This is a genomic window from Pseudomonas proteolytica (assembly GCF_007858275.1).
In the GTDB taxonomy this organism is placed as follows: Bacteria; Pseudomonadota; Gammaproteobacteria; order Pseudomonadales; family Pseudomonadaceae; genus Aquipseudomonas; species Aquipseudomonas proteolytica.
In genome coordinates this window covers 1-21908 of record NZ_VFEV01000027.1, presented here as the reverse complement: position 1 = coordinate 21908, position 21908 = coordinate 1, and the positions used below count along the sequence as shown (strand labels likewise).

Sequence of the window (21908 nt, the reverse complement as noted above, 5' to 3'; positions counted from 1 at the left end):
GCTGCGTGGGCAAGTTATCTGCCGGATTGCAGGTGATTTCTCGAAAAAAGAAGGAAATTTCTGTAAGCAAGGTAGCAAATCTGACGCCGCCACGGGCGACGTCAGGTTGTGGCTGGCTTACTTCAGTGCGGCAAAGGCACGTTCGGCGGCGTCCAGAGTCAGCTTCAGCTCGGCGTCGCCATGGGCGATGGAGGTGAAACCGGCCTCAAAGGCACTCGGTGCCAGGTACACACCGCCTTCGAGCATAAGGTGGAAGAAGCGCTTGAACAGGTTGGCATCGCTGCCCATCACATCGTCAAAGGTCACGATGTCGTCGGCGCCACTGAAATACAGGCCGAACATACCGCCGGCCTGGGTCGTGACGAACGGGATGCCCGCCGCATCGGCGCGTTGTTGCAGGCCGTCCAGCAGGCGCGTGGTGTAGTCGGTCAGCTCGGCGTGGAAGCCCGGGCGGCTGATCAGGCGCAGGGTAGTCAGGCCGGCGGCCATGGCCAGCGGGTTACCGGACAGGGTGCCGGCCTGGTAGACCGGGCCCAGTGGCGCGATGTGCTGCATGATTTCGCGCTTGCCGCCGAAGCAGCCTACAGGCATGCCGCCGCCGATGATCTTGCCGAAGGTGCTCAGGTCCGGTGTGACACCGTAGTAAGCCTGGGCACCGCCGAGGGCAACACGGAAACCGGTCATCACTTCATCGAAAATCAACACCACGCCATGCTTGTCGCACTGCTCGCGCAGGCCTTCGAGGAACCCCGGCGCCGGTGGCACGCAGTTCATGTTGCCGGCGACCGGCTCGACGATGATGCACGCTACGTCCTGGCCGACTTCGCTGAGCATTTTTTCGACAGCAGCGATGTCGTTGAACGGCAGGGTCAGGGTGTGCTTGGCAAACGCTGCCGGCACGCCGGCCGAACTCGGTACGCCCTGGGTCAGCAGGCCGGAGCCGGCTTTTACCAACAGGCTGTCGGAGTGCCCGTGGTAGCAGCCTTCGAACTTGATGATGCTGTCGCGGCCGGTGAAACCACGGGCCAGGCGGATTGCGCTCATGGTCGCCTCGGTGCCGGAGCTGACCATGCGCACCATCTCCATCGACGGCACGATCGAGCACACCAGGTCCGCCATCTCGGTTTCCATGGCGGTTGGCGCGCCATAGGACAGGCCGTGCTCCAGTTGCTTGCGCACCGCGTCCAGCACGTCGGGGTGGCTGTGGCCGAGAATCATCGGGCCCCAGGAACCCACGTAGTCCACATAGCGCTTGTCATCTTCGTCGGTGACGTAGGCGCCTTCGGCGTGCTTGAAGAACAGCGGGGTGCCGCCAACGCTCTTGAACGCACGCACGGGGGAGTTCACACCGCCGGGGATGTGTTTCTGGGCATTGGCAAACAGGGTTTCGGAACGAGACATGGGCAGGCTCTCTGAATTCAGGATTTAAGGAGTTCGTTGAAGGCGCGGGCGCGGCGCGTCACTTCCTGGGGGCTGTCGGCACCGAACAGGCCGTGGACCACGGCCAGCAGGTCGGCGCCGTGCTCCACCAGAGGCGCAGCATTCTCCAGGGAGATGCCGCCGATCACGCAGATCGGCACCTGCAAGCGGGCGCGGGCCTGGGCCAGCATTTCGAGGGTGGCTGCCGGGGCGCCGGGTTTGGTGCTGGAATTGAAGAAGCGGCCAAAGGCGACATAGCTGGCGCCTTCGCGCGCGGCCTGTTCAGCCAGTTCGATCTGGCTATGACAGGTGGAGCCGATGATTGCATTGCGCCCCAGCAACGCCCGGGCCGGGGTCAACGGGCCGTCGGTCTGGCCGAGGTGGACGCCGACGCCCAGGCGCGCGGCCAGCTCGGCATCGTCATTGATGATCAACTGGGTCTTGTAGCGCGAGCACAGTTCACGCAGGGCCTCGGCTTCGCGCAGGCGGCGGGCCTCGTCGCTGCTTTTATCGCGGTACTGCAGCAAGGTCACGCCGCCTTCCAGCGCAGCCTCGACGTAGGACAGGAACTTACCGGCCAATAGTTGGCTGTCGGTAATGGCATACAGGCCACATAGTTTCATCGAGCAGGCCCCTTGATATTACGAACAGAAATCCAGTGGCAGGCGACGCGGCACAAACTGCCCCTGGCCCAGTTGTTCGGCGTCCCGCAGGGTGCGCCAGGTGTAATTGAGTGCCGACTCCACGGCGCTGGCCAGGCCTTCGCCCTGGGCCAGGCGGCCGGCGAGGGCGCTGGCCAGGGTGCAGCCGGAGCCGTGATAGCTGCCGGGCAGGCGCTGGCAGGTGAAAGTGCGGCGCGTGCCGTCGCGGCTGTACAGGCGATTGTGCACCTCATGCTCGTCGCCGTGGCCGCCGGTGATCAACAAGTGCTTGATGAACGGCAGTAGTTTCTCGGCGCATTCGTCTGCCGTGCCATCGGGCAGTTCGGCGAGGATGCGTGCTTCAGGCAGGTTGGGCGTGGCAATCAGCGATAACGGCAACAGCCGCTCGCGCATCGCATAGCCGACTTCATCCTTGCCCAGGCTGCCGCCGCCACCGGCGCGCAGCACCGGATCGCAGACCACCGGCAGGTGCGGGTGCTGCTGTAGCAGTTCGACCACGGTATCAACCATCACCGTAGAACCGAGCATGCCCAGCTTGACCGCCGCGACTTCGGAGTCGCCAAGCACGGCGTTGGCCTGGGCCAATACCCACTCACGATCGAGCACGCGGAAGTCACTGACATTCACGGTGTTCTGCACGGTCAGCGCGGTCACGGCCGGGGCCGCGTGACAGCCTTGGGCGAGCAAGGCTTCGATATCTGCCTGCAAGCCGGCGCCACCACTGGGATCATGGCCGGAGAGACAGAGGACAACGGGACGAGAGCTGTAGATATTCATGGTGCGCGAGCTTACCACCAAACGCTTTTTGCGTGGCTGTCGGGCGGCGCCTGTATTTCATGGGGAAATACTTGGAAAGATGGCTACGGGCTATCATTCATTTTCAGCAATTTATGCTCTGAAAGTCCCGTCCTAGAGCCATCCGGAAAATTATTTCAATGGTGTCTTTTGGCCTTTACCGGCTATGCTAAAGTGGATCCAAACAACTTAATGTATCGCCGGTGTACGTCTTCTCAAAAGGAATGGGGGGCTTTTGACATAACCGGACAGGCCACGCTGGGGCTCTATGCGCTATTTGCTGATGTTTCTCTTGTGTGGGCTGCCGCTGCTGGCCGGCGCCGTCGAGTTCAACGAGGCCACCCGAAGCCTTCCCTTGGGCCGGGTCATGCAAGTACTCGAAGACCCAAGTGGTAGCGTCACCATTGCCGATGCCCGTTCTGCGCTAATGGCCACTCGTTACACCCGCCATGATAAAGACACCCTCAATGCCGGCTATTCACGCTCGGCGTTCTGGCTCAAGGTCGACCTGCATTACCTGCCCAAGGATCCCCAGGCCCAGCGCACCTGGCTACTGGAGCTGGCCTATCCGCCCCTTGATCATCTGGAGCTGTACGTCCCTGACGATGCCGGTGGCTATCGCCTGGCCGGGCGCACCGGGGATGCATTGCCCTTTGCCAGCCGTGAGATTCGCCAGAACAACTACCTGTTCACTGTCGACTTCAAGGCGGGTGAACAGAAAACACTCTATCTGCGCCTGCAAAGCGAAGGTTCGATCCAGGCGCCATTGACGCTGTGGTCGAGCACTGCGTACCTGGAAGACCAGCCGCTGCGCCTCTATGTGCTGGGCCTGATCTATGGCGTGCTGCTGGGCATGCTGGTGTACAACCTGTTCATTTACCTCAGCGTGCGCGACACCAGTTACCTCTATTACATCCTCTATATCGCCTCGTTCGGCATGTACCAGCTCTCGGTGAATGGCGCGGCGGTCGAGTATTTCTGGCCTGACAACCCCTGGTGGGCGAATGCGGCGACGCCGTTCCTGATCGGCGCGTCAGCGTTGTTCGGCAGCCTGTTTGCCCGCAGCTTCTTGCACACCGCCCTCTATAGTCGTTGGCTGGACCGGTTGCTGCTGGTGCTGGTGGGCACGGGGGCGGTGGTGATGTTGTTGTCGCTCATGACCAGCTACGCCCTGGCCCTGCGCCTGGCGACCGCGCTGGCCCTGGTTTTCACCGTGACCATCTTTGTCGCCGGGATCAAGGCCTGGTGCTGCGGCCAGCGCGTGGCGCGGTATTTCATCATCGCCTGGTCGGCGTTCCTGATCGGCGGGGTGGTGAACACGATGATGGTGCTGGGCTACCTGCCCAATGTGTTTCTCACCATGTATGCGAGCCAGATCGGCTCGGCCATCGAAGTCGCCCTGTTGTCCCTGGCCCTGGCTGACCGGATCAACGCGATGCGCGAACAGCAGGCGCAAATCCTGTTTGATGCCAGCCAGAAACTGGAAGTGCTCAACCAGCAACTGGCCCACAGCAACCAGTTGAAAGACGAATTCCTCGCGACCCTGACCCATGAACTGCGCACGCCGATGAATGGGGTGATCGGTTCATTGGAGTTGATGCAGACCGTGCCCCTGGCCGGGGACCTGGCGCAATACCAGCACACCGCCGCCGGCTCGGCACGGGACATGATGCGCATGGTCAATGGCATCCTCACCCTCACCGAATTGCAAGCCGGCCGCCTCAGCGCGCAGGCGCAAGTGTTCAGCCTGCGTGGGGTGCTCGATACCTTGCGCCAGCAATTCCAGGGTAATGCCCAAGGTAAGGGCCTGGAGTTCTCCATCGATGTGGCGGGGCAGTTGCCCGATCGCCTGGAGGGCGACGCAGGCAAGCTGATGCAGTGCCTGGAATGCCTGCTGGATAACGCGTTCAAGTTCACCCATGAAGGCGCCGTGCGCCTGCGGGTAGTGGGTGTGCCCCGGCCTGATGGTCATCTGGATCTGACCTTTATCGTCACCGACTCCGGAATCGGTTTTGCGCACCTGGATGAAGCGACCCTGTATCAGCGCTTCTTCCAAGTGGATGGCTCGACCACTCGTGAATATGGCGGCCTGGGCATTGGCCTGGCGATCTGCCGGCAGTTGATCGAATTGCTCGGCGGGCGCCTGACCCATCATTCCGAGCCGCGCAAAGGCAGCCGTTTCCAGTTGGAGGTGGCCGTCATTGCGGTGCCACCGGAGCCGGCCCGGGCCGTGGATCTGCACCGCGCACCCCAGGATTGCACAGTACTGCTGGTGGACGACAACAGCGTCACGCAATTGGTCTTGCGCGGCATGTTGCTCAAGCTCGGTTACCGGGTAAAAGTGGCGGACAGCGGCCCCGTGGCCCTGGCCATGCTGCAGGATGGGGCGTTTGATGCGGTGTTGCTGGATGTGCCCGAGGATGGCTTCTCCCTGTGCTGCCAGATCCGGGCCTTGCCCGGCTGCGCTGAACTGCCGGTGATCGGCCTGAGTGACTCCCTGGGCGGCGCACGTCAGCATTGTCATGGCATTGGCCTTTCCGAGCAGTTGCTCAAACCAGTACGTTTTGAGCTGTTGCAGGCCGTATTACAGCGGCGCCTGCTGTGCCCGCTAGAGGGCGAAAGCGCCGGCAGTTAGGCGCATATGCCACTTTTTTAAGCGCAGTGACGATGCTTAACTGAATTCAAGGCCTCAATCAGCGTGGCCTTTTATCAGGAGGCCCGTCATGAATCTGCACCAGTTCGCCGAAACCCACGACGTTACCAATCAGCCGCCGTCCCTGGACGGCGCCAATCTGTATCGCCTCGACCTGCCCCTGCAGGAATGGTCGCGGCGCTTTGGCGCGGGCTGGGCCGAGGCGCGTATCGATGCCTATGGCGCCTTGGCGGGCGGGCCGCTGATGGAGGCCGGGTTCCTGGCGAATCAGAACAAGCCGGTGTTCAGCAGCCATGATCGTTATGGTCACCGCATTGACCTGGTGGAGTTCCACCCGGCGTATCACCAACTGATGCGCACCGCCGTTGAACATGGCCTGCCGTCGCTGCCCTGGGCCCATCCCCAGGCGGGCGCCCATGTCGCCCGAGCGGCCCTGACCTACCTGCACAGCCAGGCCGAAGCCGGCACGGGCTGCCCGCTGACCATGACCTTCGCCTGCGTGCCGGCCCTGCGTCTGCAACCGGACCTGGCCGACACCTGGCTGGCAAAAATCCTCAACACCGAATATGACCCGCGCAACGTCGGCATCGCCCACAAGGCCGGCGCAACCATCGGCATGGCCATGACCGAGAAACAGGGCGGCACCGACGTGCGTGCCAATACCACCCGCGCTTACCCCGTGGGTGCTGGCGGTCCTGGCCAGCCCTATGAATTGGTGGGGCACAAGTGGTTCTGCTCGGCGCCGATGTGCGATGCCTTCCTGACCTTGGCCCAGACTGACAAGGGCCTGACCTGTTTCCTGCTGCCCCGGCACCGCCCGGATGACACGCGTAACCAGTTCTATATCCAGCGCCTGAAAAACAAACTCGGCAATTGCTCAAACGCGTCCAGCGAAGTGGAATTCCGGGGTGCCCTGGCCTGGATGATCGGCGAAGAGGGCCGGGGCGTGCCGACCATCATCGAAATGGTCGCCATGACCCGTTTCGATTGCATGGTCGGTTCCAGCGCCTTGATGCGCCAGGCCCTGACCCAGGCCAGCCATCATTGTGCCCATCGTTCGGTCGGTGGCCGCGTGCTCATTGAACAACCTTTGATGCAAAACGTCCTGGCCGATCTCGCCCTGGAAAGCGAGGCGGCCCTGGCCTTGAGCCTGCGCATGGGCCGGGCGCTGGACCATCTGGGGGATGAGCAAGAAGCCAAGTTCGCCCGGTTGGTGACAGCCGTGGGCAAGTATTGGATCTGCAAGCGCGCGCCGGCCATGATCAACGAAGCCGCCGAATGCATGGGCGGCGCCGGGTATGTCGAAGACAGCATCTTGCCGCGCCTGTACCGTGAGGCACCGGTCAATTCTACGTGGGAAGGTTCTGGCAACGTGCAATGCCTGGACGTGCTGCGTGCCTTGTCGAAGGAGCCTGGGGTGCTGGAGACATTGTTCGTCGAATTGGGCGATGGGCATGGCGATAAGCGCCTGGCGCGGCATATCGAGCAATTGAAGTCGGCGTTTATGGACACCCAGGACATCCAGTACCGGGCGCGGCAACTGACTGAGGATATCGCCGTGGCGTTGCAGGCTAAGTTGTTGCTGGAGGCGGGCAACGCCAGTGTCAGCGATGGGTTTATCGGCAGTCGGTTGGGTGAGTCGTCGGGGCGGGTGTATGGCACCTTGCCACGGGGTGTGGATGTGCAGGCCATCGTCGCCCGTTCAACCCCTGCCTAAACGCGATCCCATGTAATTGGAGCAGGCAAGCCTGCTCCTACATTTGAACGCATTCCAATTCAGAGGTGGTTAGGTCGGCCTGTGGATAACCAGGCATGCCAATTCAGAGTTTGCGTCTGGCGGCGATGCAGGCAAGATGAAGGCCTGCACGTCAGAACACAGGATGCTTACCGTGACCGAAGCTTTTGTTGTCGTCCAAACTGCCGAAGAGGCCGTGGATCGGCTGGCAGCTCTGCATGAGCGAGCCACCGGCGCGCTCAACCAGGCTCTCAAGCAATACCTCAAGGATCGCGTCGAGCCCGACGCCGCACAACGTGCGCTCTTTCGCTACCCCGAACTGCGCCTGACCTACCACTGCCATGGCGAAGTCCCACAGACCACTCGCGCTTACGCCAAGGTGCAGTTGCCGGGCACCTACAGCGTCACCGTCACCCATCCGGCGGCGTTCCGCAAATACCTGCTGGAACAACTGGTGCCGTTGATGCACGACTTCACCGTGACGGTAGAAGTGGGCGTCAGCCAGCAGAATATCCCGTACCCGTACGTGGTGGAGCAGGGCGACGAGTTGGCCGGCTCCGGCGTGACCGCAGCGACCCTGGCGCGGGTGTTCCCGAGCACCGATCTGTCCGCCGCCACCGATGGTATCGCCGATGGTCTGTATGACTGGGAGAACACCGATCCGCTGCCCCTGGCGCTCTTCGATGCGGCCCGCGTGGATTTCTCCCTGCGCCGCCTGGTGCACTACACCGGCAGCGATTGGCGGCATGTGCAGCCGTGGATTCTGCTGACCAACTACCACCGTTACGTTGACCAGTTCATCGTCCATGGCCTGGAACAATTGCGCAGCGACCCACGCTTTATCCGCATGGTATTGCCGGGCAACGTGATCATCGAAAAAGGCATGGACCATGGCGAAGCGTCTGCCATTGCCGCAGGCGTGGTCTGGCACCGTTATCAGATGCCGGCCTACCACTTGCAGGCCAGCGATGGCCATGGCGTGACCCTGGTCAACATCGGTGTCGGCCCGTCCAATGCCAAGAACATCACCGACCACTTGGCGGTGTTGCGTCCCCATTGCTGGCTGATGATCGGTCACTGCGGTGGCCTGCGCCAATCCCAGACCATCGGCGACTATGTGCTGGCCCATGCTTACATGCGGCGCGACGGCATTCTCGACCGCGTGGTGCCGCCGAACATCCCCATCCCGGCGCTGGCCGAAGTGCAGATGGCGTTGCAGCAAGCGGCGGCGAACGTCACCGGCGAGAAGGGCGAAGAGCTGAAAAAACGCCTGCGCACCGGCACCGTGTTGACCTACGACGATCGCAACTGGGAGCTGCGCTGGGCCCAGGAACGGCCGTTGATCAACCTGTCGCGTGCGGTGGCGGTGGATATGGAAAGCGGCACCATCGCCGCGCAAGGCTACCGTTTGCGGGTGCCTTACGGCACATTGCTGTGTGTGTCGGACAAGCCGCTGCACAGTGAAATCAAGTTGCCAGGTTCGGCCAACGCGTTCTATGAGCGGGCCGTGAGCCAGCACTTGAAGATCGGCATCGAGGCGGTGGACTTGTTGCGCACCGAGCTCAACTCGTTGCATTCGCGCAAACTGCGCAGCTTTGACGAGCCGCCGTTCCGCTAAATAGCAGGGTGGTTATTTAACGGTCAGGCCACTAGCATGGTCGGTCCTGACCGTTAGATATTCCGTTGCCATGTCCCGTCCTGCCCGTCCCGACTCGCGCCGCCCTGGCGTGAAACCGCCACATGCCGCTGCTCGCCGTGTCGCCAAGGCGCCGCCGGCCGAGCCGAAGTTGATCCTGTTCAATAAACCCTTCGACGTGCTGACCCAATTCAGTGACGAAGGCGGGCGCGCGACCCTCAAGGATTTCATTGATATCCCCGGCATCTACCCCGCCGGGCGCCTGGATCGGGACAGTGAAGGCCTGTTGCTGCTGACCAACGATGGCCAGTTGCAGGCGCGGATTGCCGACCCCAAGCACAAACTGGCAAAGACCTACTGGGTACAGGTGGAAGGCGAGCCCACCGAGGAGCATCTGCAACGCCTGCGCGCGGGGGTGGAGTTGAACGACGGCATGACCCTGCCGGCCCAGGCCCGGCGACTGGAGGAGCCAGAACTGTGGCCGCGCAACCCGCCGGTGCGGTTTCGTAAAAACCTGCCGACCTATTGGCTGGAACTGGTGATTCGCGAGGGGCGCAACCGCCAGGTGCGGCGCATGACCGCCGCCGTGGGCTTGCCGACCTTGCGCCTGGTGCGGGTGAAAATCGGTGATTGGTCGATTGAAGGCCTGGACCAGGGCCAATACCGCGAAGTGCCGGCGCGCTTATAACGCCCCGGATTCGATCAGGCCGATCACTACGCTCTTGATGATGAACGCGGCCACGCCCAGGCCCAGCACGAAGAACAGAATCATCGAGCCAAAGCGCCCGGCTTTGGATTTCTTCGCCAGGTCCCAGACGATAAAGCCCATGAAAACGATTAGGAGGGTGACCAGTCCGGTCATCATCCACTCTTCAAACAGCACGGGGTCAATCGAATTCATTGGGCAGTTTCCGACAAAGGCAGGCGCGCAGTATAAGGCAAGGCGGCAGGTGCAACGTTGACCTGCGTCGGTGCGTCGCACCCAGGTGTCACTGCCTGAGCGCGCTCAAAATGTGGGAGCTGGCTTGCCTGCGATAGCGGACTGTCAGCTGGCATATCAGCGACTGAAATTCCGCTATCGCAGGCAAGCCATCTCCTACATGGGGTTAGTGGTGAGTCTTAGGTACGCAGGTGAGTCAACGGCAACTCGGTGCTGTTAAGCACCTGGTTGAGCACGAAGCTTGAGCGCACGCTGGTCACCCCTTCAATCCGGGTCAGGTGGCCCAGCAGCAGTTTCTGATAGTGATCCATATCCGGCACCACCACTTTCAACTGATAGTCGGCATCCATCCCGGTGACCAGGCTGCATTCCAGTACTTGCGGCAAGGTGCGGATGGCCGCTTCGAAGTTCTCGAAACGCTCGGGGGTGTGTCGGTCCATGCCGATCAACACGTAGGCCGTGAGGCTTAGGCCAAGCATCTTGCGGTCGAGCAGGGCGACCTGGCGCGAGATATAGCCGTCGTCTTCCAATTGCTTGACCCGGCGCGAGCAGGGTGACGGCGACAGGCCGATCCGCTCGGCCAGCTCCTGGTTGGAGATCCTCGCGTCGCGCTGTAATTCCGCCAAAATACTCAGGTCGTATCGGTCAAGTTTGCTCATGGGGATGGCCTTTGTCGTAACTATTGCTGTGAATTATCTATCCAGGGTTAAAAATTGCGCAAGCACTGTTTATTGACGCAATCTTCGCAATCATCTGTCGGCGCCTCACGCCTATGATTACCAACAGAATCACTGCCCGGACATAGAGTCCACTGCAGCCCGCCCAATCAGGCCGGCTGCGGCCCGCCAACCCCACCGGGTTGGGCCGGCCCCCGGGCTGCACACTGTCCACAAGACGGCGTGAGGTGAGCCAACGTCATAAGCGTTGAGCCAGGACGAAGTTCTCAAGGGGCGACCGACGGGTCGCCCCTTTTCTTTTGCCGGCGAAAATTGTTCTGGCGACTGATAACCTGTTGCAGAACCGGGCCCGGCTTTTCCAGTCTCATGCACAGGCCCTAATCCGCAGTGAGGAATAGCATGAAGCGCATCTGGCGTTTGGCAGGTGTAGGGGTGTTGATGGTCACCTTCGGCACGCAGTTGATGGCCGAGGAACGAGACAACTCACCACGGCAGGGGCAAGGCCCGCAGGGCGGTGACGGGCAGCGAGAGCGAGGGCATTCAGCCAACCCGCCGCGCCCGGAACACATCCAGCCAAGCCCGCAGGGTGAGCGCGGTGGCCAGAATGGCCAGTGGCAGGCGCGTCCGCAAGGCCACGACGCACCACGCCCGGCGCCCCAGGCCGGTAGCAACCTGCCAATCCAGGGCCGGCCCGATTCCGTAGGCCAGACCCAGGAGCCGCGCCAGGGCAATTACCGTGACATTCCCAGGCGCAACGACGGCAACCCGCATTGGCAAGCCGGCGGCCCCGGCTCGCGCCCAGGCTACAACGGCCACCCCAATGACAATCGCTGGCCAGGCCGCCCCGACGGGCATGGCAATGGCTGGGGGCCCGGCCCGCAATATCGGCCGGGCTACACGGTGGACCGCTTCCCCGACCGCAATTACCGCGTGCCCTATCGCGGCCAGGATTATTTCTTCTCGGGTGGTTATTGGTATCGGCCCCAAGGCCCGCGCTATGTAGTGGTCGCGCCACCCTACGGGATTCGTGTGCATTACCTGCCGGACTATGCGCGGGAAGTGTGGGTAGGCAGCGCGCTGTTTTTCCTCGCCGCTGGCGCCTATTACAGTTACGAGAGCAGTACCCAGCAGTACGTGGTGGTGCAACCGCCGGTGGCCAGCCTGCCGCCGCAGCCGGCGCCCCAGGGCAATGGGTATGACGTGGTGGCCTATCCCGCCAACGGTCAATCGCCTGCCCAGGTGCAGCAGGACGGTTACGATTGCTATCGCTGGGCGGTGCAGCAGAGTGGCTTCGACCCGCAGACCGTCACCTACGCGCCTGCGCCAGCGGTGGTGCAAACCTACCGCCAGGCCCAGGGCAACTGCCTGGGCAGCCGCGGCTATCAGGTGACCTACTAAGCCTTGTTGCCGGTGACCACTTCCAGCGGGTCGGCGTGCACCAGCACCTCGGCCCGTGGGTAGGCCTGATGGATGGCATCGGCGGCCTGGTCGCTGATGCCGTGGGCCACCGACAGGCTCAACTCTCCCGGTAACTCCAGATGCAACTGCACAAACCAGTGGTTGCCGGAAATCCGCGTGCGTAAATCATGGGCACCCAATACGCCGGGCACGCCACGGGCCAGTTCGAGCATGTGCTGGCTGACTTCGGCCGGCAGCTCCTCGTCCATCAGCACGGCAAAGCTTTCCCGGGCGATCTGGATCGCGCTCCACAAGATGTAGGCGGCGATCCCCAGGCCAAACCAGGCATCGACTTGATGCAAGCCAAAAGCCGCCAGCACCAGCGCCAGGAGGATGCTGCCATTGAGCAGCAGGTCCGACCGGTAGTGCAGCGAGTCCGCGCGCACCGCGTTCGAGCCGGTTTCGCGGATCACCCGATGTTGCAAGATCAGCAGCGCCACGGTCAGCGCCAGCGACAGCACAATCACCGCGATACTCAGCCATGGCGCGCCCACCGGTTCCGGGTGCTGCAAGCGCTGGTAAGCCTGGAAGGCGATCAACACTGCACTGCCTGCGATAAACAGCGCCTGGGCCATGCCCGCCAGGGATTCTGCCTTGCCATGCCCATAACGGTGATCGTCATCCGCCGGGCGCAGCGCGTAATGCACCGCCAGCAGGTTGAGCAGCGACGTCACGCCGTCGAGCAGCGAATCGGTCAGCCCGGCCAGCATGCTCACCGAACCACTGAACCACCATGCGACGGCTTTACCGATAATCAGGATGCTGGCCACGCCGACCGAAGCGCGGGTGGCCAGGCGCAAGAGGCGGGCGTGTTCGGTGCTGGTGCTCATGGGGCAGTCAAATCCTTACGCGGCAGGTTGCAGGCCCAGAGACGCGAGTTGTTGCACGCTGCCTTTGAACTGGATCAGGCGTGGGTCGTCCAGCGGCAAGCTGCGGCCGGTTTCGTGTTCGATGATGGTTTGCAGCTTGGTGTTATCCACTTTGCCGTCGGCGCCGATGGCTTCTTGCAGCTTCTCGGGGGCCACTTGTGCGCTCTTGCCCGGCTCGAAGTAAATCGCGCCGGTGGCGAAGTCCACGCCAAAGGCTATCAGGCCGGGGATCACGTAGAACAGCAGGCCGACCGCATCGAGCACGGCAATCGCCGGGTCGATCTTGCCGTCGATCTGGCCACGGCGATCAGGATAGAAAATCGAACCGCAGGCCGTCAGTTGGCTCAACAGGGTGACGGCCACAACACCGCCGATGACACGGGAAGCAATACGCATGGGATTCTCCTGAACTTGTATGGGGTGACTATAAAGCAGATCTACCGCGCGCCACCCCTCTAATGTGGGGGCCAGCGCCTACTTTTAGTCGCATTCCAATTGGAGGCGGCACTCCAGCGGTATCCAGCAGTTCGCCGTTATACTCGCCGCTCTGCCTTGGAGCCAGTATGAATTCGTTGCCAATCGATGATGTTTTACCCGCCTTGCGTGAAGCCTTGGCGACGCGCCATGAAGCCGTGCTCGAAGCACCGCCCGGCGCCGGTAAAACCACGCGGGTGCCGTTGGCGCTGTTGAATGAAACCTGGCTGGCCGGGCAAACCATCCTGATGCTTGAACCCCGCCGGCTCGCCGCCCGTGCCGCCGCCGAGCGGTTGGCCAGTGAACTGGGGGAGAAGGTCGGGGAGACCGTTGGCTACCGTATCCGCCTGGACAGCAAGGTCGGCCCCAACACCCGTATCGAAGTGGTCACCGAAGGCATCCTCACCCGCCGCCTGCAGGATGATCCGGCACTCGATGGCGTGGGCTTGCTGATCTTCGACGAATTCCATGTTTTGCCATTTGCACCGAAATACCCTGGAATCTTGTCAAGGCACAGGACATTCTCCTGCCACAACTGACCTCCCTCTAGGATATATCCCCAGCCTTTTTATCGCTTGTCCCTCCCTAACCAACCCAAGAGAGATCCCCAATCCTACCCCCGGTAGGTGCCAAGGTCTCTAATCCGGATTACCCGATTACGTCTTACACCAGCCCCGAGTTCAACAACGCCATCTCATACTGGTATGTGTAGACACTCATCAGCAGACACCTCAGCTTCGGCCCATGGTACGCACCCAAACGGTGTCCTAGGTGACGGATCAATTTCGCAGTTCTTAGTCGCAGAAATGACTTTGGTGTCACTATGATGGCGTTGTACCTTGGTCATTCACACACGCATAAGGATCTGCACATGACGATGATTTCGGGCTACAAGTTGAAGGAAGGTGGTTTCCTTCAGGCTGACATTCTGCTTACCAGCTCAAGTAAGAGGGGGCGTCCATCGCAGATCCCATCGTTCAAGCCTGATGCCGGAAGCCCTGCGTTGCGTGCTCACGCCGTGGCTGGTTTGTGTCAAAAAATTCTTGTGGTGAACGATCACTTCGCCATAGCTTTCGCCGGGGATGTGCGATCGATTCAGGCGGTTGTACGGCTTATTGAGAGGCTAGTAGATGAGCACCCCGTATTGACGGGGAAGCGTTTTTCGAATGCAGTACTTGCCGACGATACCATTGATAGTGAAAAGATCAGAATTATCGCCCTAAGTGTTGAAGAGGATGAAATTCACATATCTAATGTTTATGCGGATTGCGGGCATCGCAATGAAAATTTTGAGCTTTGGGTTGGTGGGTCTGGTGCGGGTCATGTAAAGGCGCATTATCAGGATTATCCACCACATGCGTTTGATGTTCTTGAAGAAAATATTGTGGTGCATGGCACTTGCATGGCTCTCGATCAATTTGCAAGCCATTTAAAGAGTGAATTTGAGAACAAGTATAAGTCGGAGTCGATTGCGAATCTGTTTGGAGGCGGTTACGAAGTAGTGGCATTTTATGATGGACGGTTTCAAAAGATATCTAACATCGTTTATGCCTTTGCGGATGCAGAGCTTGACGCTGAGGGGATGTTGCAAGTCGACTTTCCAAAATGTCTGATTAAGTCCGAATATAAAGGGGAAGACTTAAAAATCAGGAGTGTTGAATTGCAATTTGATGAGGACTTCGATGAGTATGTTCCTGTTAATGACCGAACATTCACGATCGCGCCTATATCACGCTATGAAGAGACTACGGTTGAAGATGATGTCGATGAGTTGAGGTTTAGGGGGCATTTCCTTTGCTTCCTGATAAACTACAAGACTGAGAAAGGCGCCATGACTATACCTTTTATCAAGAAATACGAAAATGATTTCTATTTTTTGTGTAAGGCATTCACGGCCAGCGTAGAACCTGGATTTGTTAAAATAGACTACTCAGATATATTTCGTGGTGAAGTGAATGATCACGTGCTGGGGTTCTTGGAGCAAGTCAAAGCTAGCTTCAACTCTAAGTAAGTCAAGATTTGGTTTGCCCAGCTTTGGTTTATGCCCCTAAGGATGCTCCGATCAACTTGCCGTATGCCGGCGGCCAGTCGCAATTTTCCCGAAGCGCCCCGCTATTTGCTGAAAAGCGAACAGTGCATCGGGTATTGAGGGCGTTTTTGTCCGGCTTTCGGTGTTAAGCGCGCAATTCGCCCATACCCATCAGTTTTTTTCGAGCCATCCACAGGTTCGACAGGGCGAACAGCGTGGTCAACTGGGCCGTGTTTTTCATCAGCCCACGAAAGCGTACTTTCATATAACCGAACTGCCGTTTGATCACCCGAAAAGGATGCTCGACCTTGGCCCGCGTCTGAGCTTTGCAGTACTCGATCTTGCGTTTGGCCTTGTACAGCAGACTGCGTTTATTCAACTTGGAATAGGTGCTGCGGCGAGCCGCGATTTGCCAGATCACTTTACGATTTTCATGCTCTTTACGTTTCTCGACACCGGTGTATCCAGCATCCGCATACACCGCGTTTTCTTCGCCATGCAACAGCTCGGCGACCTGTGTGACATCGGCCACATTGGCAGCGGTGCCATGGACGTGATGAACCAGACCGGATTCGACATCAGCACCGATATGAGCCTTCATCCCGAAGAAATATTGATTACCTTTCTTGGTCTGATGCATCTCGGGATCGCGCTTTCCCTCCTTGTTCTTTGTCGAGCTGGGGGCATGAATAATGGTCGCATCGACGATGGTGCCCTGGCGCAGCGACAGGCCTTTGTCCTGCAAATAGCCATTGATGACAGCGAGGATTGCAGGCGCGAGCTTATGTTTCTCCAGCAAGTGCCGGAAGTTCATGATCGTGGTGTCTTCAGGGATTGGCGCACTCAGAGTCAAACCCGCGAACTGGCGTATGGGCGTGATTTCGTAGAGCGCCTCTTCCATGGCCGGGTCGCTCAGGGAGAACCAGTTTTGCAGCAGATGAATCCGCAGCATGGTTTCCAGAGGATAGGGTTTTCGACCACCGCCAGCCTTCGGGTAATACGGTTCGATCAGCTTTAGCAAAGCGCTCCAGGGCACGACCTGATCCATCTCGGTGAGGAAGCGTTCACGACGTGTCTGCTTGCGCTTGCCTGCGTATTCAAAGTCGGAAAAGCTCATCTGGCTCATGGGTAGCTCGGATCAGGGGACGGGCATATTTCAGCACATCTACGGACTTGTTCGGAGAATCCCTAAGGCAAGCGGATACAAAAAGCCACCTTGCGGTGGCTTTCAAGTGGTGGCGGGGAGCGAATAGGCCTGCGCCACGTTTGGTCTGATTTTATGGGCTTAGCTCAGCTCCCAGTGACCCTCATCTTTCTTCGTGATTCCTGCGCGCTGGTCAGGTTTGTGCCGATGCCGGACGATGTAGAACAGATCCCGGAACACTTTCGTCACGTCGGCTACATAGCTGTGGCCTAACCCGAACATGTCCCTACCAGCACTGGAGACATCGATAGTCGACAGGTGATCCATGACCAGAGGTGGATTGGCGCCGCCCGCCCTTGGATTGCTGTGCACAAGCTTAGACGCAGTGATCGCTCGATCGTTGCGGGACGCATAAAGCGTTACTTGCTCGTACAGGTTAAACACCCGCCCAAATTGCTTGAAGCGCTTGGCGTCGACGTCAGGAGCAGCAAGGATGATCTGGCTGATCGCGGTAGCGCCCGGCTTGTTCTCCCAGTTTTCCAGTACAGCGAGAAGCGCCCGATTACCCATGCTGTGGGCGACAATGTGCAACGACGTCAGGCCCAGGTTTTCTGTGACGTTCGTCAGATATTCCTTCAGATGGGCTGCTGACCAATCTACCGTCGCCTCGTCGGCAGGGTAGCCAGTCGTACTGCCAAGCGACGCCCAGGAAAAGCACAGCATTAGACCTGGGAATTTGAGGTCATGGCACAGCTGCGCCGACCGCCACAATGCCGCGTCGAAACTCACGTTGTATCCGTGGATGAATAGCAAGCCTTCATGGCTAGTGGATGTTTCGCTGATCTTCGCGAGATAGGTCTTGGCGTTGTCGTACCACTCTTCCAGCTCAAAAAGAGCAGACTCGTGGATGACGATATGCTTGTTGGGGTTCCCCTTTGAGGTAGAAGGCCACAACACGGGCCGTTCCAGTTTGCCTTCCTTATGGAGGTGAGGGATGGACACCTCTGCGATGCCATAAGACACGACATCATCACTGCGGAACCCGCCAAACCTCACAGTCCTTGGCGATTCCAACAGGCGATCCGTTCCGAAGTGGACGGCGTATTTCGTAAATTTTTGATCGACCGGAGCTCGGCTATAGTGGGTGGGGAACCGTTCGCTGCTGAGCGAGGCCCCAATGCTGTAGTCTGCTTGGGCGATGAGTTCTTCGTACTCCACCATATCTTCAGGGACGCTGATTACTAGCTTGACTGCGGCTTTGAAGCTTGGTTGCCGGATCGTGGACAACGTCGACGCGTAGCCCTCGCTCAGTAGCCGTTTAGCTTCCACGACGTCTGTCAGCAATTTCAGCTCATCTACTCGTTGGATGAGCTGCGTAAAGGCCATCTTGGCCCTGCTGCCTGTGACTCTGTCGTGCAGGACATCAATGAACATCCCCCCCGGCGCCTTTCTCCAGCACAGGAGCAACTGCGATGAACTCAGTATCCGCTTGTGTGAGTTATAGGTGGCGAAGTTGATGTAGAGAATCGCAAGCGCAATCTTGAGGTCTACCGGACTCCTGACAGGCATATCCATATGTAAGCTCTATTGAAAAAGGCCTAATCTAGTGCCGCTTTGCCATCATGACAACCGGCACGCTATTCCCGCGCGACTAGCAGCCTCTCTGCGGGCGGGGGGAGGCTAGCCGCCCGTCACGCCACCCTGAAGCGGTGGCTATGGTCACGGCTGCTCGGGAACGTCAGTCACTTTCATTGTTTTGATCATTCTCAGCAGTAGGAAATCGTCAGGGGCAGTCATGATGAGCTCACCGTCCGAAGCGACGTTGACTTCGCACAGGCGAGGGTGGCTCAGCAGTCCCGATGGCAGGGGATGCCGAGCGAAGGGATTGTGGAGCACATACAGCCCATCCATCAGGTGCTCGCTGTAGTCCTTCTTCATTACGGAACGAATGATTGGTAACAGGTTGCCCGGATTGGGGTAAAGCGTGCAGTACGCAGAGAGTGCATCAGGATTGTCAGCCAACGCCCTCAATTTCCCCCAGGTCGCGAGACTGCTGTAGACGACAGCGGAAACGTCCGCATAAGTGTCATCGCAAAATAATCCCACTTCGATGTTGGTTTTGGCATTTTTTGGGGCTGCTGTGACGTTGTAAGACTCAACGTGAGTATCCCCGGGCCTTGTCGCGGCTTCATCATGATAGAGCCCGTAAAGCGCAGCCATGATCGGGCGCCCAGCTGCAAAATGCGCGTGCGGCCTGTCGAATGATGCGATACCGATGACGAAGGGCTTGTCTTGAACGTGCTCCAGTTTTGAGTAGCTGTTCCTGTATTTCCTGACTTTCGCATCGAAGCTGTTGCAGATTCGCAAGGTGGACTCGATGTTGAAGTCGGTGAAGTCCTTAGGGGGATGAGCCATAGAGAAGCCGTAAGCTGGCTGCCCGCCAGCCGGGGGATTTGCGATTGTCGCTTCTAGGCAAAATGGGACTTCACCCTCGACGACAAAATCAGGCGCATGGTGACGAGGATCAGTCGGCAGCCCCCATTCCTTCAGCGCTGCGAACAGGTACAGCTCCCAAAATGAAGATTCAAAGGTGGTTTGAAGCTCCTTTACGAACTTCCTATCACGATCTTCGAAGCCTTCGGCCCATTGAGATAGCACTGCGCGTTCAGGGCCATAGATTTCCTCAGACATCATTTTGAAGATCGGATGCAGCGCGGCGGTGGCGACCTGAGGGGAAAATAGATCAAGGGGCATACGCGGAACTCTCCGTAACGACAATTTCAAGATTGAGTGCGCAGCAGTGTAGTTAAAGGCTATTTGAGGTTGTTCGAGACGGGGGCGAGGCTGCAAGCACAGTACCTACACGGAACCTTCGCTCTCGCTGATGTTGCACGCGCTTCGACCCCGGACATATCCTAGCTCGATGTCCGGCATCAAGCGTGGAGCGCAGCCATGGAAGACAGAGAGCAATGGTTTACGTTGTTGGCGCAGAAGGACTGGGAGGCGATTGGCAAAATCATCTACCAGAAGAAGAAAGCCAAGGTGCAGGATCTCTTTTTGACGCAAATGACCGGCTTCTTTGAGTCGGAGTTCTTCACTTTCGCTGAGCCACTGCCACCTGCTGAGCGCTCCAGGCAATTCGAATACACCAATCTGATCATTGAGCTGAACCAGCATGGCTTCAGCCAGGGCTTTGTGGATCGCTTCGTTGATGAACGACTGAAGCTGATGCAAGAGACCAAGCACACAGCCCTGCTCAACTATGCTCAAACGCACCAGCACCGCCCGCTGGCCAAAGAAATCATCCAGTCCTTCCTCCGGGCCAAGCCGGAAGCGGTTTCAGCGAGCCTGCGGACGAATATGACCGTCCGTGGAACGGAAGTGACACCAGGAGAGCCCAAGACCATCCGACTGTTTAAGTCCAAGCAGGAAGAGAATTTCTATGAGGCGGTGCGGCGGGTCTTCCCGACCTACCACCCATACCCTAACGTCGCCTTGAGCTGCATTCTGGATTATCAGGCCATCAAGGGACAGCTGTTGGAGCCGGCCCGGTCATACTTCTTCCGGGGGATAGTCGATAGCGTCGTATTCGATGTCGGCAGTGGCTACGTGCCTAAGTACTTTATTGAGCTGGACAGCAGCTTCCACGATGATCCCCAGGCGCAAGCGAATGACCAGCTGAAGGACGCCATTTTTCGCGCGGCCAACACCAAGCTCATACGCATCCGGCCTTTGGACGCCAAGGCCTCCTCGGTGGATGAGTTCGAGCGACTGGTTCGAGAGCTGATGCGTCAACTCTAAGTGTCCGTCAAGTGACGGGCGTTAACCGCCCGTACACAAAAAATCTGGCAGTCCCCTTCTGTCAAGTACGTGGCGGCTGCTCTCTGCTCTAGTTGCTGATGGATAGTGCTCAAGACCACCGTGACGACAATCCAATGATTTATTCTAGATCCGCTGTCAGCAAAGATTTCTTTGAGTGTCCATAATATTCTAAGAAATCTTCATTAAGTTCATTGATTAGCTCATCATGATAACGCGAAAGCCACTTGTATTTCTCTAGCACCCTGTCTTGGGTTACATGTTTTTTTAGGTTGTTTTTGATTAAGCGTTGATGCCTTTTTAAAAATGATATATAGCCCGCTTCTGGGTCATCGAGTTCGCTGCGGATAGCTCGGATGTAGTCGATAAAATAGAGGCCATCTTCATCCTTTCTAATCAGCTTGTTGATATAGATCAGCTCTTCCTTCAATGTGTGATTTTTCGAGCGTATGAGACGATCAGATTTCAGGACGTCCATCCAGGTAGGACTGATGATGATCCTAGGAAATACAGCTTTGCTTGATTCAAGCTCATACGCGTCAACCATCGCTGGCCCGAACACACGCTCATTTTTATAGGAGATATCTCCGAAGGCAACAGCGCCGCGCACGATCACATCGTTGTCTATCAACTCACTCTGCGCATGTACCAACGCAAGTAATTCGTAGAATAGTAGACCTATTTGATAGTCGGAGTTTGCTTTAGAGTCTGTGAAGCTAATACGCATGACACAGTCGGAAAATGCAGTGGTGACCGGATGGTAAGGATCATCGTCAGGGTCGGCTATGGGTGCGGCGTATTTACTCATCTTCTCCAAAATAGAATCTATGGAGTCACAGGTTTCATTTTTTATCAGGCTTCGAAAGCCTAATACGTCTAGAAATGTAACAATAGCTTTTCTATACATGGACTGTTCTCTACATTGGGTTGACAGCGCAACAGTTTGAGCATCCATATTATTCGCAGGATGCGTTCGAGCGGACGCTGCTCTACGGCCACAATCTCCGTCTCCGATGGCCCCCGCGTGGACGCTTATCACGCCCGGCTGGGCAGGATCTCAGTTACCACCCATCTGCGCAAAGCAGATCGATATACCACTGAGATGCTACTGAATCAGGGCTCGCATAGGCGATACAAGTAACTGTCGCTTTCCGGGAGGGTGATCCTGGTCAACTTTCTTATGTCTGCTAGTTCCTTCTCGATGCCGGTCATTCGTCACTCCTTGGCGGCTGGAGGCCCTGACTTGATGGGCCCTCGGGTAGATGTGGCTGATTGGGAGGAGTCCCAGGGCGCACACGCTGAGCAGATAATCGCCTAAACATGTTTCATCGCGTAGAGTCAGCCGCGTGCTTCGCCTGCGCCGACCGGTCTGATACGGCGGATGGAGGCGGTTTAGGTAGATTGCGACCGTGGCGCTCGGGCTTCTCCGCGTCATCAGGTCAACGATGGAATGTAAGGGGCGCAAATGCAATGTTGCCGCTGACCGAAAACTGACCCAGTAGAGGCTGTTCTGCCGACTGAAAACTGACCCAGGTGTTCAACTGCTTCTGCTCACTTTTTGAGCAGGAGAACACAGGGTGATCAGCATGGAAATGTTG

Annotated in this window: 18 protein-coding genes and 1 pseudogene; 8 read left to right on the top strand and 11 right to left on the bottom strand. The window is 58.4% G+C overall.

Translation table 11 applies throughout. From position 1 onward, the window contains the following. Nucleotides 1-117: 117 nt before the first annotated feature. The 3 genes from hemL to FIV38_RS19130 are packed head-to-tail and all read right to left on the bottom strand — an operon-like array spanning nt 118 to nt 2858. Nucleotides 118-1401: a glutamate-1-semialdehyde 2,1-aminomutase gene (hemL, locus tag FIV38_RS19140; protein WP_029292220.1), complete on the bottom strand. Its 1284-nt coding sequence runs from the start codon at nt 1399-1401 to the stop codon at nt 118-120. Nucleotides 1402-1418: 17 nt separating this feature from the next. Continuing rightward, nucleotides 1419-2042, bottom strand: coding sequence for a thiamine phosphate synthase (gene thiE, locus FIV38_RS19135; protein WP_092230637.1), 624 nt, complete (start codon nt 2040-2042; stop codon nt 1419-1421). Nucleotides 2043-2060: 18 nt separating this feature from the next. Continuing rightward, nucleotides 2061-2858, bottom strand: a complete 798-nt coding sequence (locus tag FIV38_RS19130; RefSeq protein ID WP_038443553.1) for a hydroxymethylpyrimidine/phosphomethylpyrimidine kinase — start codon at nt 2856-2858, stop codon at nt 2061-2063. A 286-nt stretch (nt 2859-3144) separates the two neighbouring features. Here FIV38_RS19130 and FIV38_RS19125 point away from each other — a divergent pair, with 286 nt between their 5' ends. From FIV38_RS19125 to FIV38_RS19110, 4 genes are all read left to right on the top strand, one after another. Further along, nucleotides 3145-5511 (top strand): hybrid sensor histidine kinase/response regulator, encoded by a 2367-nt coding sequence (locus tag FIV38_RS19125; RefSeq protein WP_029292215.1) that lies wholly within the window; start codon nt 3145-3147, stop codon nt 5509-5511. Nucleotides 5512-5599: 88 nt separating this feature from the next. Beyond that, the gene (locus tag FIV38_RS19120) at nt 5600-7246 is read left to right on the top strand and encodes an acyl-CoA dehydrogenase family protein (RefSeq protein ID WP_092230634.1); all 1647 of its coding nucleotides are present in this window, start codon (nt 5600-5602) and stop codon (nt 7244-7246) included. A gap of 136 nt (nt 7247-7382) precedes the next feature. After that, nucleotides 7383-8882: an AMP nucleosidase gene (amn, locus tag FIV38_RS19115; RefSeq protein ID WP_169851182.1), complete on the top strand. Its 1500-nt coding sequence runs from the start codon at nt 7383-7385 to the stop codon at nt 8880-8882. Nucleotides 8883-8952: 70 nt separating this feature from the next. Further along, nucleotides 8953-9588, top strand: a complete 636-nt coding sequence (locus FIV38_RS19110) for a pseudouridine synthase (protein ID WP_029292210.1) — start codon at nt 8953-8955, stop codon at nt 9586-9588. Here the strand turns inward: FIV38_RS19110 and FIV38_RS19105 are convergent. Next, nucleotides 9583-9792 carry a DUF2788 domain-containing protein gene (locus FIV38_RS19105; protein ID WP_029292208.1) on the bottom strand — a complete coding sequence of 70 codons (210 nt, stop codon included), beginning with the start codon at nt 9790-9792 and terminating at the stop codon, nt 9583-9585. The genes FIV38_RS19110 and FIV38_RS19105 overlap by 6 nt on opposite strands. Nucleotides 9793-10019: 227 nt before the next feature. Continuing rightward, the gene (locus FIV38_RS19100) at nt 10020-10499 is read right to left on the bottom strand and encodes an Lrp/AsnC family transcriptional regulator (protein ID WP_003176264.1); all 480 of its coding nucleotides are present in this window, start codon (nt 10497-10499) and stop codon (nt 10020-10022) included. A 417-nt stretch (nt 10500-10916) separates the two neighbouring features. On the opposite strand from FIV38_RS19100, the gene FIV38_RS19095 reads away from it, so the two are divergent. Further along, a complete protein-coding gene (locus tag FIV38_RS19095) occupies nt 10917-11915 on the top strand; it encodes a DUF6515 family protein (protein ID WP_092230631.1) in 999 nt (332 codons plus the stop codon). On the opposite strand, the gene FIV38_RS19090 is transcribed toward FIV38_RS19095, so the two are convergent. Both FIV38_RS19090 and FIV38_RS19085 read right to left on the bottom strand, forming a co-directional pair. After that, complete coding sequence (locus tag FIV38_RS19090) at nt 11912-12805, bottom strand: cation diffusion facilitator family transporter (protein WP_029292204.1); 894 nt, start codon at nt 12803-12805, stop codon at nt 11912-11914. The genes FIV38_RS19095 and FIV38_RS19090 overlap by 4 nt on opposite strands. 15 nt (nt 12806-12820) lie before the next feature. After that, the gene (locus tag FIV38_RS19085; protein WP_092230628.1) at nt 12821-13240 is read right to left on the bottom strand and encodes a polyribonucleotide nucleotidyltransferase; all 420 of its coding nucleotides are present in this window, start codon (nt 13238-13240) and stop codon (nt 12821-12823) included. A gap of 167 nt (nt 13241-13407) precedes the next feature. Between FIV38_RS19085 and FIV38_RS19080 the strand changes: the two are divergent. Both FIV38_RS19080 and FIV38_RS19075 read left to right on the top strand, forming a co-directional pair. Then, nucleotides 13408-13788: pseudogene (locus FIV38_RS19080) on the top strand (DEAD/DEAH box helicase); the annotation flags it as partial. A 401-nt stretch (nt 13789-14189) separates the two neighbouring features. Continuing rightward, nucleotides 14190-15329: an Ntn hydrolase family protein gene (locus FIV38_RS19075; RefSeq protein WP_092230622.1), complete on the top strand. Its 1140-nt coding sequence runs from the start codon at nt 14190-14192 to the stop codon at nt 15327-15329. Nucleotides 15330-15492: 163 nt separating this feature from the next. On the opposite strand, the gene FIV38_RS19070 is transcribed toward FIV38_RS19075, so the two are convergent. The 3 genes from FIV38_RS19070 to FIV38_RS19060 all read right to left on the bottom strand — a co-directional run bounded on the left by FIV38_RS19070 (nt 15493) and on the right by FIV38_RS19060 (nt 19245). After that, entirely contained in the window at nt 15493-16473 is a 981-nt protein-coding gene (locus FIV38_RS19070) for an IS5 family transposase (RefSeq protein WP_092230619.1), read from the bottom strand. A gap of 159 nt (nt 16474-16632) precedes the next feature. Then, entirely contained in the window at nt 16633-18066 is a 1434-nt protein-coding gene (locus tag FIV38_RS19065; protein WP_092230617.1) for an alpha/beta hydrolase, read from the bottom strand. A 144-nt stretch (nt 18067-18210) separates the two neighbouring features. Beyond that, the gene (locus tag FIV38_RS19060) at nt 18211-19245 is read right to left on the bottom strand and encodes a glycosaminoglycan attachment site (RefSeq protein WP_167362616.1); all 1035 of its coding nucleotides are present in this window, start codon (nt 19243-19245) and stop codon (nt 18211-18213) included. 198 nt (nt 19246-19443) lie between these two features. Here FIV38_RS19060 and FIV38_RS19055 point away from each other — a divergent pair, with 198 nt between their 5' ends. Next, nucleotides 19444-20292 carry a DUF2726 domain-containing protein gene (locus tag FIV38_RS19055; RefSeq protein WP_092230611.1) on the top strand — a complete coding sequence of 283 codons (849 nt, stop codon included), beginning with the start codon at nt 19444-19446 and terminating at the stop codon, nt 20290-20292. A 139-nt stretch (nt 20293-20431) separates the two neighbouring features. Here FIV38_RS19055 and FIV38_RS19050 read toward each other — a convergent pair whose 3' ends face one another. After that, a complete protein-coding gene (locus tag FIV38_RS19050; protein ID WP_070996356.1) occupies nt 20432-21217 on the bottom strand; it encodes a hypothetical protein in 786 nt (261 codons plus the stop codon). Between the last annotated feature and the right edge of the window lie 691 nt (nt 21218-21908).